We start from the raw sequence: 18,043 nt of genomic DNA, 5'->3' as shown, positions 1-18,043 counted from the left end.
GGGAGATCGGGACGCGTTGGCGACGCCTTCCCGCCTCGCGACAGGCCCTGCTCGCCCTGGCCCACCTTCGATGGGGCGATACCTACGCCCAGCTGGCCGCCGGGTTCGGCATCGGGATCGCGACCGTGTACCGCTACCTACGTGAAGCCGTCGAGGTCCTGGCCGGCCTTGCCCCGTCCCTGGACGAGGCGATGCGGACGATGCGGGAGAAGGCGTTCGTCATCCTCGACGGCACCCTGCTACCGATCGACCGCATCGCCGCCGACACCCCGTACTACTCCGGGAAGCACAAGCGGCACGGCATGAGAGTGCAGGTCCTCACCGATCCGTTCGGACGGCTGCTCTGGGCCTCACCGGCGCTGCCCGGCTCGACCCACGACCTGACCGCCGCGCGAGATCACGGGATCCATCGGGGCGCTGACCGAAGCAGGACTCAAATGTTGGGCGGACAAGGCGTACCAAGGCGCCGGCGGACCCGTCCGGGTCCCGTTTCGAGGCCGGCGCCTCAAGCGGTGGCAGCGTCGCCACAACACCACCCACGCCAAGATCCGCTGCCTCGGCGAGCAGGCCATGGCCACCCTGAAGGGCTGGCGCCTCCTGCTGAAGCTCCGCTGCAGCACCAACCGCATCACAGCGATCGTCCAAGCTGTCCTCGTCCTTCACCACGCGTCAGCGTGAGGTTGGAAAAGGCTCACTACGCCAAGCACGGTCCGGAGATGGGCTATGACTCGCAGATCGAGTACGAGGAGGCGGCCAAGGACCTCATGTGCGAGTGCGATGGCGGACGCCCAGGTGTGCTGGTCAAGGACGTAGCTGACGACGGCACGGTGCGATTCTTCGACCGCGAGAGCGGTGAGTTCGGAATGAAGGTTAAGAAGGATATCATTACCTTCTATAAACTCGATGGCGGATTGCAGAAGTTCAAGAACATGCCGGGCACCATACGCCCCAGAAGACGGAGGCGACGAAGTGGCCGACACAACTGACTTTGAACGAGAGACTCAGCGGGCCAGGCAGGCCGCAGACCGCTATCCCTGTGTGTGTTGCGGCTCCAGGGTGTTCGAAGATCCTCCAGGATCCTCGATGATCTGTCCGGTCTGCAAATGGGAGGACGACATCACGCAACTTCGCTGGCCGACGCTGAGGAAGGGTGCGAACCGTGCATCCCTCCTGGAAGCCCAGCAGAGTTTCCTGACATCCGGGGCTTCGGAACCGCGGTTCGCAGGAAGCGCGCGGCAGCGAACCGATGGCGAGGAAGCGCCATCCGGATGGCGGCCTATTGACCTGGCTCGGGATGCCTTTGAGGAGGAGGACATGCAGGTTGCGCCGTGGCCGCCGGATCGCACTGTCATGTACTGGTGGACGAACCGCTTCTGGTTGCGCGAGGGCTGACGCAAGGCCTACGCCCTGATCCGTTCCTCACGGTCGTGGGCCAATCATCTCGGAAGGGTAGCGTTGGGTTGAGGCCCGGTTGAGGTCGCTACTTTTCCAGGTGAACATCGATGCTGTAGGGGCGGTCTCGACGAGACCGCCCCTACAGCATCGTACGACAACGCCGCGGGAAGTGGCAGCGGCGATTGCTTGGCACCGGCGGCGTGCGTTCGACCGACCTCAGCCGCACGGGGCCGCCCCGTCGCTGACTCTATCGCCGGCTCCGTCCCTAGCTTCCGCAAGCTTGACGGTCAGACGTCTTATCCGTGATGGTCGGCCAAGCGTAAGGCACGGGCTTGCGCAGTCATGTAACGTCCCCGCCTCCCCCCCCCAGAGGCGGGCACGCCTCGATGGGTGCTGAATTCTCGTAAGAGAACGGGGCGAAATCGGAGTACCTCCGGTGGGAGGCGGAATGGGCCGCCGCCTCACCTCCGGTATCGGTCACCGGCCTCACTCCTCCCGTACCGCGAACCACAGCTCCATCCGGATGTCCGGGTCGTCCAGGTCGGTGTCGAGGAGGGTGGCGCAGCGGGTGATGCGTTGGCGGACGGTGTTGCGGTGGACGCCGAGGGCGGTGGCGGTGCGGTCCCAGCTGCCGTGCAGGGAGAGCCAGGCGCGCAGGGTGGTGGTGAGGGGGGCGCCGCCGAGGGGGGCGAGGAGCGCGGCGGCGTGGGCGGCGGCCTCGGTGGGGTCGACGAGGGCGGCGAGGCCGGAGGCGCGGTGGCGGGCGAGCGGGGTGTGCGCGGCGCGGGCGCGGCGCAGGGCGCGGGCCGCCTGGGCGTCGGCGGCGGGCAGGTCGCCCGGGGCGGCCGGGGCGCTGACGCCGAGGGTCCAGCCGGGGTGCTCGGACACCTCGTGCCCGTGGGGGAGGAGGGCCCGTACGGTGCCGTCGCCGGTGTCGACCAGGGGGGTGCCGAGTGCGGGCGGCGGGCCCTCGCCGTGGGCGTGGACGACGGTCCAGGGCGGCGGGCCCAGGGCGGCGGCGGCCTCGTCGGGGTCGGCGCCCAGGAGCAGCCGGACCAGGGCGGCGGTGCGGGTGGCCTCGTCGGCGCCCTGGTGGCGGGCGGTGAGCAGGGAGAGCAGCACCACGGCGACCCCGGCCACCGTGTGGTCGCCCGGCTCGCGGGGGCCGGTGGCGAGGGCCAGCGCCAGGCCGCGGGTGCCGCCGAGGGCGTACGCGGTGAGGTGCCGCCCGTCCACGGTGTCGGCGGCGGAGGCGGTCCCTCTGGCCACCCGGGCCGCGAGGCCGGCCAGGGCCTGTTCGGTGCCCTCCGGCAGCGCGCGGCCCGCCTCCGCGTAACGGCGTCCGTCGCCCGCGTACAGCACCGCCCGCCCCGGCAGCCGGGAGGCCAGCGCGTGCAGCACCGCCGGGACCGGGTCCGGGCGGGCCGCCGCCGTGGCCAGCGCCTGCTGCGCCTCGGTGACCCGGCGCAGCTCCCGGTGGCGGGCCTGCCCCATCAGCCGCCACACCGCCCGGCCCACCGCGGTGAACGTGGTCCGCGGCGGCACCTCAAGCAGGGGGAGGCGGGTCTGCGCGCACGCCTCGACCAAGGCGTCCGGGACCGTGTCGTACACCGGGGCCAGGCCGAAACCGAGCGCCGCGCCGCCCGCCGCCACGACCCGCTCGGCGTACGCCCGGGCGCCGCGCTCCGGCTCGGCCAGCTGCACCCCGGCGGTCAGCAGCAGCTCCCCGCCGAGCAGATACGGGAAGGGGTCGGCCATCTCCGAGGTGTGCACCCAGTGCACCGCCACGGCCGCCGGGTCCTCGGCGCCCGCGATCAGCCGCAGCCCCAGCTCCTCGTCGGCGAGCAGGGCGGACAGCTCGATCGCCGGGCCGGGCGGCGGTACGGAGGGGGCGGAAGTGCCCTCCGGCCCGTCGGCCGCCGGCCCGGTCATGGACGACGCCATGGATGGTTCCTCCATTCGTTCCCCCATCAGTGGAGGAAACGTACACTTCAGGGTTGCTTTCCGGCCACCTAAGGTCGTGCCGACCGGCGGCCGCGGGTACGGGCGGATGTCCCCGCAAGCACCGCCGTCCGAGCAGTACGCCCTTGCACGACACGCCACCGAGGTGAGCGAAGGAGGCCCCATGGCCGTCGACTACGCAGTGATCGTCGTCTATCTGGCCGGGATGCTGGCGATGGGCTGGTGGGGCATGCGCCGCGCCAAGTCCAAGAGCGAGTTCCTGGTCGCCGGACGCCGGCTCGGCCCCGGGATGTACTCCGGGACCATGGCCGCCATCGTCCTCGGCGGCGCGTCCACCATCGGCGGCGTCGGCCTCGGCTACACCCACGGCCTGTCCGGCGCCTGGATGGTCTTCACCATCGGCCTGGGCCTGCTCGCCCTCTCCCTCTTCTTCTCGGCGCGGATCGCCCGGCTGAAGGTGTACACCGTCTCCGAGATGCTGGACCTGCGTTACGGCGGCCGGGCCGGGGTCATTTCGGGCGTGGTGATGTGGGCGTACACCCTGATGCTCGCGGTCACCTCGACCATCGCGTACGCCACCATCTTCGACGTGCTGTTCGACCTGCCGCGCTGGGCGGCGATCGTCCTGGGCGGCACCATCGTGGTGGCGTACTCCACGCTCGGCGGCATGTGGTCGATCACCCTCACCGACATGGTGCAGTTCGTCGTCAAGACCATCGGCGTCCTGCTTCTGCTGCTGCCGATCGCGATCGTCAAGGCGGGCGGCTGGGCCGAGATGAAGGCGCAGCTGCCGTCCGACTACTTCGCGCCCTTCGGCATCGGCGGCCAGACGATCTTCACCTATGTGCTGATCTACACCTTCGGCATGCTGATCGGCCAGGACATCTGGCAGCGGGTGTTCACCGCCCGGGACGACAAGGTGGCCCGCTGGGGCGGCACCGTGGCCGGAACGTACTGCCTGGTGTACGCGATCGCGGGCGCGGTGATCGGTACCGCGGCCAAGGTGATGTACCCCGACCTCGGCAGCCCGGACGACGCCTTCGCCACCATCGTCACCGACGAACTGCCCGTGGGCGCACGCGGGCTGGTGCTGGCCGCCGCGCTCGCCGCGGTGATGTCCACCTCCTCGGGTGCCCTGATCGCCTGCGCCACCGTCGCCAACAACGACATCTGGGCGCGGCTGAAGGGCGCGGTGCGCCAGGACGGCGGGGCCGATTCCCCGGAGTCCGCCCGGGACGAGGTCAAGGACAACCGGGCCTTCATCCTCCTCATGGGCGTCGCCGTGATCCTGATCTCCATCGCGCTCAACAACGTGGTCGAGGCGCTGACCGTCGCCTACAACCTGCTGGTCGGCGGGCTGCTGGTGCCCATCCTCGGCGGGCTGCTGTGGAAGCGCGGCACGGTGTACGGGGCGCTGGCGGCGGTCGCGGTGGGCGGGCTGACCGTGGTCGGGCTGATGGCCGCGTTCGGGGTGCTGGCCACCGAGCCGATCTACTACGGGCTGCTCGCCTCGCTCGTCGCCTACCTGGCCGTCTCCCTCGCCACCCCGCCGACCGACCCCGCGGTGCTGGCCGTCTGGAAGGCCCGGCTGGCCGGGCACGACCCGGCCGAGGACGCGGCAGCGGCGCGGGCCACCTCGTGACGGCGGCCGGAGCACGGGCCGGACGCGACTACCCTCAGTACCGGACCCAAAAGGTCGGATAAGCCAACAAGCGGTACGGGAACGCCCGTGGCCGCCGCAGCAACGCAGCAGCGGTAAACGCAGCAGTAGAGGAAGGCCCTGGACATGAGCAGCACCGGCAGCAACGGCACGCCGCGCGGCCCCGTCGACTCGTCCCGCATTCCGCGGTACGCCGGACCGGCGACGTTCGCGCGGCTGCCGCGCCTGGACGAGGTCGGCCGCGCCGACGTCGCCGTGGTCGGCGTCCCCTTCGACTCCGGCGTCTCCTACCGGCCCGGCGCCCGCTTCGGCGGCAACGCCATCCGTGAGGCGTCCCGGCTGCTGCGCCCGTACAACCCGGCGCAGGACGCCTCCCCGTTCGCGCTCGCCCAGGTCGCGGACGGCGGCGACATCGCGGTCAACCCGTTCAACATCAACGAGGCCGTGGAGACCGTCGAGGCCGCCGCCGACGACCTGCTCGCCACCGGCGCCCGGATGATGACCCTCGGCGGCGACCACACCATCGCGCTGCCGCTGCTGCGCTCGATGGCCAAGAAGCACGGCCCGGTCGCCCTGCTCCACTTCGACGCCCACCTGGACACCTGGGACACCTACTTCGGCGCCGAGTACACCCACGGCACCCCGTTCCGCCGGGCCGTGGAGGAGGGCATCCTGGACACCTCCGCCCTCTCCCACGTCGGCACCCGCGGCCCGCTGTACGGCAAGCAGGACCTCACCGACGACGAGAAGATGGGCTTCGGCATCGTCACCTCCGCCGACGTCTACCGGCGCGGCGCCGACGAGGTCGCCGACCAGCTCCGCCAGCGCATCGGCGACCGCCCGCTCTACATCTCCATCGACATCGACTGCCTCGACCCGGCGCACGCCCCCGGCACCGGCACCCCCGAGGCGGGCGGCATGACCTCCCGCGAACTGCTGGAGATCCTGCGCGGGCTGGCCTCCTGCAACCTGGTCTCCGCCGACGTGGTCGAGGTCGCCCCGGCCTACGACCACGCCGAGATCACCTCGGTGGCCGCCTCGCACACCGCGTACGAGCTGACCACCATCATGTCCCGGCAGATCGCCGCCGCGCGCGCCCCCAAGGAGGCTGACGGCAAGTGACCCACGACCACGACCTCGTCCTGCGGCCCACCGCCGCCCAGACCGAGGCGGCCCTCAACCCTCCCGCGGGCCGCAACGGCGGCGACCTCGTCGTCGAGACGCTCGCCGGACTCGGGGCCACCACCGTCTTCGGGCTGCCCGGACAGCACGCGCTCGGCATGTTCGACGCGCTGCGCCGCTCGGATCTGAGGTACGTGGGTCTGCGGGTGGAGAACAACGCGGGCTTCGCCGCCGACGCCTACGGGCGGATCACCGGCGAGGCCGCCCCGCTGCTGCTCTCCACCGGCCCCGGCGCGCTGATGTCGCTGGCCGCCCTCCAGGAGGCGGCCGCCGCCAGCGCGCCGGTCCTCGCCATCGGCAGCCAGGTCCCGGCCGCCGGGCTCGGCGGCGGGCGCCACGGCTATCTGCACGAACTCCGCGACCAGCAGGCGTCCTTCCGCGACATCGTCAAGTCCGTGCACACCGTGCGGACGCCGTCGCAGATCCCCTCCGCGATCGCCGCCGCCTGGCAGTCCGCGCTCACCGCGCCGCACGGCCCGGTCTGGGTGGAGATCCCCCAGGACGTCCTGCTCGCCGAGACCACCCTGCCGGTCGTCACCGCCCTGGACGCCACCCCGGACGAGGTGGTGCCCCGGCCCGAGCTCACCGCCGTCGCCGCCCATCTGCTGGCCCACGCCGAACGCCCGGCGATCATCGCGGGCGGCGGGGTCGTCCGCGCCGACGCCTCCGGCAAGCTGCTGGCCCTCGCCGAACGCCTCAACGCCCCCGTGGTCACCACCTTCGGCGGCAAGGGCGCCTTCCCCTGGGAGCACCCCCTCTCCCTCCAGTCCTGGCTGGAGGACCGGCACACCACCGACTTCCTGGAGGACGCCGACGTCCTGCTGGTCGTCGGCTCCGGCCTCGGCGAACTCTCCTCGAACTACCACACCTTCGCCCCGCGCGGCCGGGTGATCCAGATCGAGGCTGACGCCGGGAAGCTGGAGTCCAACCACCCGGCGCTCGGCATCCACGCCGACGCCCGGCTCGCCCTCACCGCCCTGCTGGAGACCGCCGAGCCCCGCCCCGACCGGGGCGACGCCGAGCGGGTACGCACGGTCCTGGCCGCGGTCCGCGACCGCATCGACGCCCAGCAACTCACCCTGGAGCAGCAGCTCCTCGCCGACATCCGGGCGGCCCTGCCGGACGACGCGCCCAGCTTCTGGGACATGACGATCCTGGCCTACTGGGCCTGGTCCGCCTTCGACGCGCGGCGCCCCAACACCATGCACTCCGCCCAGGGCGCGGGCGGCCTCGGCTACGGCTTCCCGGCCGCGCTGGGCGCCGCCGCGGCCGAACCGGGCCGCCCCGTCCTCGCCGTCTCCGGCGACGGCGGCGCCATGTACTCCCTCGCCGAACTGGCCACCGCCAAGCAGTACGGCCTCGATGTCACCTGGCTGATCGTGGACGACGGCGGCTACGGCATCCTGCGCGAGTACATGAACGACGCCTTCGGCGAGGCGACCGGGACCGAACTGGCCCGCCCGGACTTCACCGCCCTCGCCGAGTCCTTCGGCGTCCCCGCGGTGCGCACCAGCCCGGACGCCCTCCGCGAGGACCTGGCCAAGGCCCTCTCCACCCCCGGCCCCTCGGTCGTCGTCCTCCCCGCCGTCCTGCGCATGTTCGCCCCCACCCACCTCTGACCCCCGTCCCTCCCGGCCTCTCCCGCCCGGGCTGACCTGCGACAAGGCAGCCCGGGCGGGGCCCGCCGGTCACGGAGCCGTCCGATCCGTCACGGACCGGTAACGAGCCACCGCAGGGACCCGGCGTACGTACAACCTTCCGCCGCACGCCGAGTCCTTCGTCATGTGAAAAGACACCTCTCCATAGCCCGATCCATAGCCCCGTCCATAGCCGAGGGGCCCGCGGCCCCCCGCACCTCCCTCCGCGCGAGCGCCCGCCGCTCCGGAACCGGGACCCTGTCCACCGCGCTCGCCCTCGGCCTGCTGCTGCCCGCCGCCGTCGCCGCGACGGCCACCCCGGCCGCCGCCGCGGCCGACTCCGTGGCCTGCACCTCGAAGACGCCCGGTCTCGCCGCCAAGCTGACCAAGGACATCACCGCGGCCGTCAAGGGCCGCAAGGGCACCATCGCCGTCGTCGTCAACGACCGCCGGACCAAGACCAGCTGCACCCTCCGGCCGGACCAGAAGTTCGACTCCGCCAGCGTGGTCAAGACGACCGTGCTCGCCACCCTGCTCTGGGACGCCCAGAAGACCCGTCGCTCGCTGACCGCGACCGAGAAGTCCCGCGCCACGGCCATGATCACCAGGTCCGACAACGACTCCACCAGCGCGCTGTGGCGTCAACTCGGCACCACCAAGATCACGGGCTTCCTCAAGGCCGCCGGGATGACCAAGACCGTGCCCGGAGCCGACGGATACTGGGGCCTCACCCAGATCACCGCCCGCGACCAGCAGGTGCTGCTGGGCCTGATCACCGCGAAGAACGCGGTCCTCACCGACGCCTCCCGTGCCTACATCCTCAAGCTGATGAACGAGGTCGTCGCCGACCAGCGCTGGGGCACCCCGGCCGGTGCCTCCAAGGACGCCAGGATCCACGTCAAGAACGGCTGGCTGCCGCGCAAGACCCTCGGCTGGCGGGTGCACTCCATCGGCGCCTTCTCCGGCACGAAGCACGATCACCAGATCACCGTCCTCACCCATGGCAACGCCGACTGGCAGGCGGGTATCAACACCATCCAGGCCATCGCCAAGGTGGTGCACAGCGACCTCGCCGCCGCGTCCCTCCCCGCCCGCAGCGCCAGGCGGGCCCACGTCGGCTTCGTCCCGCCCGCCGCCCCGGCCGAGTCCATCCCCGCCACCCCGGACCAGCCCGCCGAGGACTCGGTAACGGCCCCGCGGTAACCCCGCAAGCCCCCGCGCACCCCACGCCGCCCCGGGCCGGAGCCGCCTCCACCCCGGCCCGGAGCAGCGCCGGTCCTAGGACCCGGGTCCCGGCCCGGTGGGACTTCGGGCCGGGGTTTGTTGCGGAAGGATGAAATCCGCTCCGGGGCGCGTTGGTGCCTCTCGGAAGATCAGGTCCGTCGCCGGCCCCTTGAACAGGGCGGTCGCGGACGGGACGGGCCCCGGCGGGGCCGCTCCGGACGGCGCCTGAGCCGATGGGGACCGGGACGGGTCCACAGGACGACGGGAGGCCACCGTGGCGGCGGGGCAGGCAGAGCAGGGCTGGGCGCGGAGACTGTCCGGGTACGCCTGGCGGTACCGGCGCAATGTGGTGCTCGCGCTCGGCTCGTCACTCGCCGGAATGGGCGTGATGGCCCTCGTCCCGCTGATCACCAAGATCGTCATCGATGACGTCATCGGGGAGGGCACCGGCTCGCTGGCCCTGTGGACCGGGCTGCTGGTCGTCGCCGCGGTCGTCGTCTACGCCCTGACCTACGTCCGCCGCTACTACGGCGGGCGGCTCGCCCTCGACGTCCAGCACGACCTGCGCACCGAGATGTACGACACCATCGTCGGGCTCGACGGGCGGCGGCAGGACGAGCTGTCCACCGGGCAGGTGGTCGGCCGCGCCACCAGCGACCTCCAGCTCATCCAGAGCCTGCTCTTCATGCTGCCGATGACCATCGGCAACGTCCTGCTGTTCCTGATCTCGCTGGTGATCATGGCCTGGCTGTCGGTGCCGCTGACCCTGGTCGCACTCGCCGTCGCCCCGGCGATCTGGGTGATCGCCAAACGCAGCCGGCTCCGGCTCCACCCCGCCACCTGGTACGCCCAGGCCCAGGCCGCACAGGTGGCCGGGGTGGTGGACGGCGCCGTCAGCGGTGTCCGGGTGGTCAAGGGGTTCGGCCAGGAGGAGCAGGAGACCGGAAAGATCCGCGCGGCGAGCCGCAAGCTGTTCGCCGGCCGGCTGCGCACCATCCGGCTGAACGCCCGCTACACCCCCGCCCTGCAGGCCGTGCCCGCGCTCGGACAGGTCGCCATGCTGGCGCTCGGCGGCTGGCTCGCCACCCGGGGCCAGATCACCCTGGGCACCTTCGTCGCCTTCTCCACCTATCTCGCCCAGCTCATCGGCCCGGTCCGGATGCTCGCCGTGGTCCTCACCGTCGGCCAGCAGGCCCGGGCCGGCGTGGAACGGGTACTGGAGCTGATCGACACCGAGCCGACGCTGACGGACGGTGCGAAGGAACTGCCGGCCGGCGAACCGGCGGGCGTCCAGTTCCAGGACGTCTCCTTCGCCTACGGTGACGGCCGCCCCGTCCTCGACGGGTTCTCGCTGAGCATCCGGCCCGGCGAGACCGTCGCCGTCGTCGGCGCCTCCGGCAGCGGCAAGTCCACGGTCTCGCTGCTGCTGCCCCGCTTCTACGACGTGTCGGGCGGCGCGGTGCTCGTCGGCGGCCACGATGTGCGCGAGCTGACCCTCGCCTCGCTGCGCCAGGCCATCGGCATGGTCCCCGAGGACAGCTTCCTGTTCTCCGACACCATCCGCGCCAACATCGCCTACGGCCGCCCCGACGCCACCGACGAGGAGATCCGCCGCGCCGCCCGCGCCGCCCAGGCCGACCGGTTCATCGCCGAGCTCCCCGACGGATACGACACCACGGTGGGCGAGCACGGGCTCACCCTCTCCGGCGGCCAGCGCCAGCGTGTCGCCCTGGCCCGCGCCATCCTCACCGACCCCCGCATCCTCGTCCTGGACGACGCCACCTCGGCCGTGGACGCCCGGGTCGAGCACGAGATCTTCGACGCGCTGCGCTCCGTCATGGCGGACCGCACCACCCTGCTGATAGCGCACCGGCGCTCCACCCTGAACCTCGCCGACCGGATCGCCGTCCTGGACGGCGGCCGCCTCGCCGACCTCGGCACCCACGAGGAGCTCCAGGCCCGCTCCCCGCTTTACCGGCGGCTGCTGACCGACCCCGACGAGCTGGGCGGCGTCTCCCCGGGCCACACCCGGCCCGCCCTCCCGCGCGAGGACGACGACGCCGTGGCCGAGGGGCTGCGCGAGGAGCTGGACGCCGAGTTCGACGCCGAGCGCGGTATCACCCCGGCCCTCTGGCAACGCGACGCCGACCGCGCCGGAGCGGCCGGCAAGGCCGGCGGGGGAGCCAAGGCCGGCGCAGCCGGCAGGGCCGACACCGGCGATGACACCGACACTGGCACGGAGAGCGGGGCCACCCCGGAGCTGCTGGCCCAGCTCGCCGCCCTGCCCCCGGCCACCGACACCCCCGAGGTGGACGAGGTCCGCGCCGTCACCCCCGAGGACTCCTACGGGCTGCGTCGGCTGCTGCGCGGTTTCGGATCGGTACTCCTCGTCAGCCTGGGACTGGTCGCGGTCGACGCCGGTATGGGCCTCGCCCTGCCGATCCTGATCCGGCACGGCATCGACGACGGCGTCCAGCGCGCCGCCCTCGGCGCGGTCTGGGCGGCCTCCGCCCTGGCGCTGCTCGCCGTCCTGGTCCAGTGGACGGCCCAGACCGGTGAGATCCGGATGACCGGCCGGACCGGCGAGCGGGTGCTGTACGCACTGCGGCTGAAGATCTTCGCCCAGCTCCAGCGGCTCGGGCTCGACTACTACGAGCGCGAGCTGACCGGCCGGATCATGACCCGGATGACCACCGACGTGGACGCCCTCTCCACGTTCCTCCAGACCGGACTGGTCACCGCGTTCGTCTCCCTGGTGACCTTCTTCGGGATCATGGTCGCGCTGGTCGTCCTCGATGGGCAGCTCGCCCTGGTGGTGTTCGCGACCCTGCCCGTGCTGATCGTCGGCACCGTGTTCTTCCGACGCTCCAGCGTCAAGGCCTACGAGCTGGCCCGTGAGCGGATCAGCGTGGTCAACGCCGACCTTCAGGAGTCGGTGGCCGGGCTGCGGATCGTGCAGGCCTTCGGCCGGGAGCGCTCCGGCGCCCACCGGTTCACCGAGCGCAGCGACGCCTACCGCTCGGCCCGGGTCCGCGGCCAGTGGCTGATCTCGGTGTACTTCCCGTTCGTGCAGCTGCTCGCCTCGCTGGCCGCGGCCGCCGTGCTGGTGGTGGGCGCGGGCCGGATCGAGGCGGGCACGCTCAGCGCGGGCGCGCTGGTGGCGTATCTGCTCTACATCGACCTGTTCTTCGCCCCGGTGCAGCAGCTCTCCCAGGTCTTCGACGGCTACCAGCAGGCCGCGGTCTCGCTGGGCCGCGTCCAGGAGCTGCTGCGTGAACCCACCTCCACGGCCCCCGCGGCCGACCCCCGGCCGGTGGGCGCGCTCCGCGGCGAGATCGCCTTCGAGAACGTCTCGTTCGTCTATGGAGCGGAGGACGGCGGGGAGCGCGCGCTGAGCGGCGTCGATCTGCGGATCCCCGCCGGGCAGACCGTGGCCTTCGTCGGTGAGACCGGCGCCGGCAAGTCCACCCTGGTCAAGCTGGTCGCCCGGTTCTACGACCCGACGAGCGGCCGGGTCACCGCCGACGGCACCGATGTGCGCGAGCTGGACCTCACCGCGTACCGGCACCGCCTCGGCGTCGTTCCGCAGGAGGCGTACCTCTTCCCCGGCACCGTCCGGGACGCCATCGCCTACGGGCGGCCCGCGGCGAGCGACGCCGAGGTGGAGGCGGCGGCCCGCGCGGTCGGCGCCCACGACATGATCGCCACCCTCGACGGCGGCTATCTGCACGAGGTCGCCGAGCGCGGACGGAACCTGTCGGCCGGCCAGCGCCAGCTGATCGCGCTGGCCCGCGCCGAGCTGGTCGACCCGGATGTGCTGCTCCTCGACGAGGCGACGGCCGCGCTGGACCTCGCCACCGAGGCACAGGTCAACCAGGCCACCGATCGGCTGGCGGGCCGCCGTACGACCCTGGTGGTCGCCCACCGGCTGACCACCGCGGCCCGCGCCGACCGGATCGTGGTGATGGACCACGGCCGGGTCGCCGAGGACGGCACCCATGACGAGCTGCTGGCCCGGGGCGGACGGTACGCCGAGCTGTGGCGGACATTCATAGGGATAGGCGAGGACGAGCCGGTCTCGGTGTGACCCGGGGGCACCGCGTACGGACACCAGGGCGCGGGCGGCGGAGGACCAGGACCCGCCACACCCCGCGTACGGATACGAGGGAGAGGCCTGTCGATACAAGGGCGCGCAACCATGTGCCGGTCGGGTGCGTCGTACACGAGTGCGGGTCGTACACCGGGTGAGACCGAGGGCCGCCCTGCTCCCCGCCCCCGGTGAGGGCCGGCGGACCCGGCTCACGGGCGGGCGCGGTGCGCGGCAGCCGTGCCGGTGGATCAGCTGAACGGCGGAAGGACGTGCGGAGGTGGTCGTGTTCGGCTGGGCAGTGGTACCCCGGAGCGGTGGTCGGCCGGACCGTCGTCCGTCCGTCGATGGGCCGGACCGTCGTCCGTCCGTCAATGGGCCGGGCCGTCGTCCGTTCGTCGATGGGCCGGCCCGGGTAGCGGGCCCCGTGGGGCCGGTCCGGGCGGAAGGCTCGGGGAGAGGCCGGGCGCCGGGCCCGCGGCGGGTACAGGCACTGGCCGGGCTCACGGCGCTGCTCACCGCCGTGAGCCTGATCGTCCTGGCCGGTCCGGTGGCCTCCTCCGCCCACGCGGCCGGCGCCTCCTCCGCTCGCGGCTCCGCTCACGCCGGCACGTACGCGGCGGTTCACACCACCCGTGTGCCCACCGCGCAAGCCGCCGCTGCCTCCTGCGCCGGGCGGCTCGTCAAGCGGATCACGTTCGCCACCGGTGAGCTGCGGGTCTACCGCAACCGCCAGTACGTCTGCGCCCTCACCCTGGCCGCCAAGCCCGGCGCGCGCCGGGCCATGGCCGTGTCCGTGCAGGCCCGGGGCGGCCGGGCGGCCGTGGACCGGGGGCGCTTCACCCGGCAGGCCGGGCCCGTCACCGTACACGCGCTCAACCGCTGCGTCCGGGCGACCGGTTCGGTGGCAGGACGGTCCGGGGCGACCGGCTGGTTCGGCTGCTAGCGGTGTGATGCGGTCGCGAGGCGGGCCGCCGTCTGACCTCTCCCGCCATGGCCAGGACGCCTGACAGCCCGTCACCGCCACACACGGCGGCCCAACCTTCACACGAGCCCCACGTCCCGCGTCGCAATCGGGGCTGGCGGGGCGGGTGTTGCCCCCGCTAGGTTCGCGACGACCATCGCGAACCCACGTGGAGGGTGCATGCGCAACGCGCTCAGATGGCTGCTGTCACTCGTCGTGCTCATAGGCGCCGCGAGCACGGCCGGCACGGCGACCGCCGCCGAGGCCCCCGACAGCACCACCGCCGCCGCCTCGTCCGGCCCCGGAGCCGGGCCGCAGGCGGACATCAAGGACCGGATCCTGGCCATCCCCGGGATGAGCCTGATCGAGGAGCAGCCGTACCCCGGCTACCGCTTCTTCGTCCTCAACTACACCCAGCCGGTAGACCACCGGAACCCCCGCAAGGGGACCTTCCAGCAGCGTCTGACCCTGCTGCACAAGGACACCAGCCGCCCCACCGTCTTCTACACCAGCGGGTACTCGGTCCGGACCTCGCCCAGCCGATCCGAGCCGACCCGGATCGTGGACGGCAACCAGGTCTCCATGGAGTACCGCTTCTTCACCCCGTCCCGTCCCCAGCCGGCCGACTGGTCCAAGCTGGACATCTGGCAGGGCGCCAGCGACCAGCACCGGGTCTTCACCGCACTGAAGAAGATCTACGACCGCAAGTGGATCGCCACCGGCGGTTCCAAGGGCGGGATGACCGCGACCTACTTCGAGCGGTTCTACCCCCGCGACATGGACGGCATCGTCGCCTATGTGGCGCCCAACGACGTGGTGGAGCACGAGGACTCCCGGTACGACCGGTTCTTCGCCACCGTCTCCACCCAGGAGTGCCGCGACCGGCTGAACGCTTTCCAGCGCGAGGCCCTGATCCGCCGCGCCCCGCTCCAGGCCACGTACAAGGCCTGGGCCGAGGCCGAGGGCGCCACCTTCACCACGGTCGGCACGCTGGACAAGGCGTACGAGGCGGTCGTCCTCGACTTCGTCTGGGCGTTCTGGCAGTACTCCGGCGAGGCCCAGTGCGCGGACCTCCCGGCCGCCGCCACCGCCTCGGACCAGGAGGTGTACGACGTGATCGACCAGTACTCCGGCTGGTCCGCGTACACCGACCAGAGCCTGGCGGGCTACACGCCGTACTACTACCAGGCCGCCACCGAGATGGGCTCGCCCAGCCTGAAAATGAAGCACCTCAAGGGCCTGACCCGGTACGGCTACCAGCCCGCGCGCAACTTCGTGCCGAAGGACATCCCGATCCGCTTCAAGCCGCTGGCCATGGCGGACGTGGACTCCTGGGTGCGTACGCGGGCCCGTTCGATGCTCTTCGTCTACGGCGGCAACGACCCGTGGGGCGCCGAGCGGTTCCGGGTGGACCGGGGCGCCAGGGACTCGTATGTGTACACCGCGCCCGGCGCCAACCACGGCGCCAATGTGGCCGGTCTGGTCGAGGCCGAGCGGACCAAGGCCACCGAGCGCATCCTGACCTGGGCCGGAGTCTCCGCGCCGCAGGCGGAGCGGGCCGCGCCGCTGCGGACGTACGACTCGCGGCTGGACAAGAGCCAGCAGCTCGACCGGGCGCGCACCCTGCGCCCGTAGCGGCACCGCGGAACGGAGCACACGACCGGCGGCCGCACCCCGCTCCCACGAGGAGGGGGTGCGGCCGCCGGCCTCTTGGTCGGGCGGCCGCCGGGACCCTTCGGACCATGCCCCCAGGGCCCTTTCGGACCGTGCCCTCAGGGCCTTCTCGGACCGTGCCCTCAGTACGACAGGCCGTGCCCCACCGGGTAGAGCACCCGTGCCGGGTCGTCGGCCCGTTGCACCGGTACGGGCAGCCGGCCGCGCGGGCGGGCGCGGCCCGCGATGACCCGGGCGGCGGCCCGCAGCTCCACATCCGTCCACGAGTAGGTGGCGAGCACGGCGCGCTGGCCGGTGAGCCGGGCGGCGTCGTACGGGTTGCGGATCGCCACCGCCACCACCGGCACCCCGGTCGCCGCCAGCCGCGAGACCAGCGTGCGCTGGGCACTGGCCGCGGTGACGTTGTACGTGGCGACGACGACCGCGTCCTTCCCGGCCGCCGCCGCCACCGCCTCGTCGATCTTCGCCGGGACGGGGTTGGTGCCGGTCGGCAGCGCGGTCACCGTGAAGCCCAGCTCGGTCAGCGCCCCGGCGAGTACCGGCACCGGCGGCCCCGTCGTCCCGGAGGGCGAGTTGGCGTCCGCGCCGACGACCAGGAGTCTCGGCTGACGGCGGCGGTTGAGCGGCAGCATCCCGCCCGCGTTCTCCAGCAGGGTGGTGGTCCGCTCGGCGATCCGGTCCGCGGTGGCCAGATGGGTGGCGGTGCCGACGGTCCGGTCCACCTCCCGGTGCGAGGCGTACGGGTCGCGCAGCAGCCCCAGCCGGTCCTTCAGCAGCAGGATGCGCAGAACAGACCGGTCGATCCGCTCCTCGGTCAGCTCACCACCCCGTACGGCGGCGAGCACCGCGTTCCACGCCACCGCGATGGAGGGCGGGTTGAGCAGCTGGTCGCAGCCCGCCTTCAGGGCCAGCACCGGCACCCGGTCGTCGCCGTACTTGGTCCGTACGCCCTGCATGGCGAGCGAGTCGGTCACCACCACCCCGTCGTAGCCCAGCTCCTCACGCAGCACGCCGGTGAGGATGGGCCGGGAGAGCGTCGCCGGGTCCTCGCTGGGATCGAGTGACGGTACGACGATATGCGCGGTCATGATCGAGTCGATGCCCGCCCGTACGGCCTCCGCGAACGGCGGCCGGTCCAGCCGCTCCCACTCCTCGCGGGTGTGGGTGATGACCGGCAACCCGTAGTGGCTGTCGGTCTCGGTGTCGCCGTGCCCCGGGAAGTGCTTGCAGGTGGCGGCCACACCCCCGCCCTGGTAGCCGGCGACCTGCGCGGCCACCAGGTCCCCGACGGCGGACGGCACGGCGCCGAAGGAGCGTACGCCGATGACCGGGTTGGCCGGGTTGACGTTGACGTCGGCGACCGGGGCGTAGTTCTGGCGGACGCCCATCGCGGCCAGTTCCCGCCCGGCGACCTTGGCGGCCCGGCGGGCGTCGCCGCGCGAACCGCCCGCGCCCAGCGCCATCGCGCCGGGCATCAGGGTGGCGGGTTTCCCTATCCGGGCGACGATCCCGTGCTCCTGGTCGATGGAGATCAGCAGCGGCAACGGGGTGGGCTGGGCGAGCCCGGCGCGCTGGATGCCGTTGCCGAGGTCGGCGATCTGGTGCGGCTCGCGGGTGTTGTGCGCCCAGGAGAAGTAGATGATCCCGCCGACGTGGTACCTCGCCACCAGCTCGGCGGCGGTGCGGACACCCAGCTCCTTCATGTTCAGGTCGATGTCGGCCTGGTCGGGATCGGTGGCGGAGTGCCCGTACACCCGCGACACGAAGAGCTGGCCGACCTTCTCCTCCAGGCTCATCCGGGAGATCAGCCGGAGCAGCCGGCGGCGGGTCGCGGCGCCCTGTGCGGGAGCCGCGGCGGCGGTCCCGGCGGTGGCGGCGACCCCGCCGGCGGTCGCGGCGACCACCGCGCTCGCGGCGAGGACGGCCCGTCTGGAGGGGGCGGGGGAGGAGGGGGGTGCCGAGGGCGTGGGGTAGAGGTTGGCGCGGTGGTGCACTGGTGCTCCTTCCGGCCGTACGTGAGGGGGCTCGTGAGGGAGGAAACGGCCCTGGGAGATCTCCTCAGGGTGAAGGAAACTTCCAGGGATTCACGCATAGCCGGAAAATAACTGCCAGGTCAAGGAGGTGCGCACGGCACGCCCGGCCCGGTGCCGCAACGGCTCTGGTCCGCCGGCCGCCACGGACGCCTGGACTGACGCCTGGACTGACGCCTGGACGAACGCCCGGACGGACGCCTGGACGGACGACCGGACGTTGACCGC

11 protein-coding genes and 1 pseudogene are annotated in these 18,043 nt (G+C 72.5%); 10 read left to right on the top strand and 2 right to left on the bottom strand.

Features of this window, described 5'->3' with window-relative positions; translation table 11 throughout:
* From ABZ945_RS12460 to ABZ945_RS12450, 3 genes and pseudogenes are all read left to right on the top strand, one after another.
* Window positions 1–678: pseudogene (locus ABZ945_RS12460) on the top strand (transposase family protein); the annotation flags it as partial.
* 38 nt (window positions 679–716) lie between these two features.
* Window positions 717–986 (top strand): hypothetical protein, encoded by a 270-nt coding sequence (locus ABZ945_RS12455; protein ID WP_361267448.1) that lies wholly within the window; start codon window positions 717–719, stop codon window positions 984–986.
* On the top strand, window positions 970–1,392 hold the full coding sequence (locus tag ABZ945_RS12450; protein ID WP_361267446.1) for a CPCC family cysteine-rich protein: 423 nt from the start codon (window positions 970–972) through the stop codon (window positions 1,390–1,392). Before ABZ945_RS12455 ends, ABZ945_RS12450 begins: the two co-directional genes overlap by 17 nt.
* Window positions 1,393–1,881: 489 nt before the next feature.
* On the opposite strand, the gene ABZ945_RS12445 is transcribed toward ABZ945_RS12450, so the two are convergent.
* Entirely contained in the window at window positions 1,882–3,339 is a 1,458-nt protein-coding gene (locus ABZ945_RS12445) for a PucR family transcriptional regulator ligand-binding domain-containing protein (RefSeq protein WP_361267444.1), read from the bottom strand.
* A gap of 181 nt (window positions 3,340–3,520) precedes the next feature.
* Between ABZ945_RS12445 and ABZ945_RS12440 the strand changes: the two genes are divergently transcribed.
* The 7 genes from ABZ945_RS12440 (at window position 3,521) to ABZ945_RS12410 (ending at window position 15,746) form a co-directional block, all read left to right on the top strand.
* Complete coding sequence (locus ABZ945_RS12440) at window positions 3,521–4,999, top strand: sodium:solute symporter (protein ID WP_361267442.1); 1,479 nt, start codon at window positions 3,521–3,523, stop codon at window positions 4,997–4,999.
* A 144-nt stretch (window positions 5,000–5,143) separates the two neighbouring features.
* Complete coding sequence (speB, locus tag ABZ945_RS12435; RefSeq protein ID WP_361267440.1) at window positions 5,144–6,139, top strand: agmatinase; 996 nt, start codon at window positions 5,144–5,146, stop codon at window positions 6,137–6,139.
* Entirely contained in the window at window positions 6,136–7,818 is a 1,683-nt protein-coding gene (locus ABZ945_RS12430; RefSeq protein ID WP_361267438.1) for a thiamine pyrophosphate-binding protein, read from the top strand. The genes speB and ABZ945_RS12430 overlap by 4 nt, the downstream gene beginning before the upstream one ends.
* Window positions 7,819–8,118: 300 nt before the next feature.
* Window positions 8,119–9,039 (top strand): serine hydrolase, encoded by a 921-nt coding sequence (locus ABZ945_RS12425; RefSeq protein WP_361267482.1) that lies wholly within the window; start codon window positions 8,119–8,121, stop codon window positions 9,037–9,039.
* A gap of 295 nt (window positions 9,040–9,334) precedes the next feature.
* Window positions 9,335–13,147, top strand: a complete 3,813-nt coding sequence (locus ABZ945_RS12420) for an ABC transporter ATP-binding protein (protein WP_361267436.1) — start codon at window positions 9,335–9,337, stop codon at window positions 13,145–13,147.
* A gap of 637 nt (window positions 13,148–13,784) precedes the next feature.
* On the top strand, window positions 13,785–14,093 hold the full coding sequence (locus ABZ945_RS12415) for a hypothetical protein (protein WP_361267480.1): 309 nt from the start codon (window positions 13,785–13,787) through the stop codon (window positions 14,091–14,093).
* A 198-nt stretch (window positions 14,094–14,291) separates the two neighbouring features.
* Window positions 14,292–15,746, top strand: a complete 1,455-nt coding sequence (locus tag ABZ945_RS12410; RefSeq protein WP_361267434.1) for a S28 family serine protease — start codon at window positions 14,292–14,294, stop codon at window positions 15,744–15,746.
* 161 nt (window positions 15,747–15,907) lie between these two features.
* Here the strand turns inward: ABZ945_RS12410 and ABZ945_RS12405 are convergent, their stop codons facing one another.
* Window positions 15,908–17,779 carry a glycoside hydrolase family 3 N-terminal domain-containing protein gene (locus ABZ945_RS12405; RefSeq protein ID WP_361267432.1) on the bottom strand — a complete coding sequence of 624 codons (1,872 nt, stop codon included), beginning with the start codon at window positions 17,777–17,779 and terminating at the stop codon, window positions 15,908–15,910.
* Window positions 17,780–18,043: the final 264 nt, after the last annotated feature.

Origin of the sequence: Streptomyces sp. NPDC046887 (genome assembly GCF_040644755.1) — a bacterium.
Taxonomy (GTDB): Bacteria; Actinomycetota; Actinomycetes; order Streptomycetales; family Streptomycetaceae; genus Streptomyces; species Streptomyces lichenis.
The sequence above is the reverse complement of the archived record's forward strand: the minus strand, read 5'-3'. Positions and strand labels throughout refer to the sequence as shown.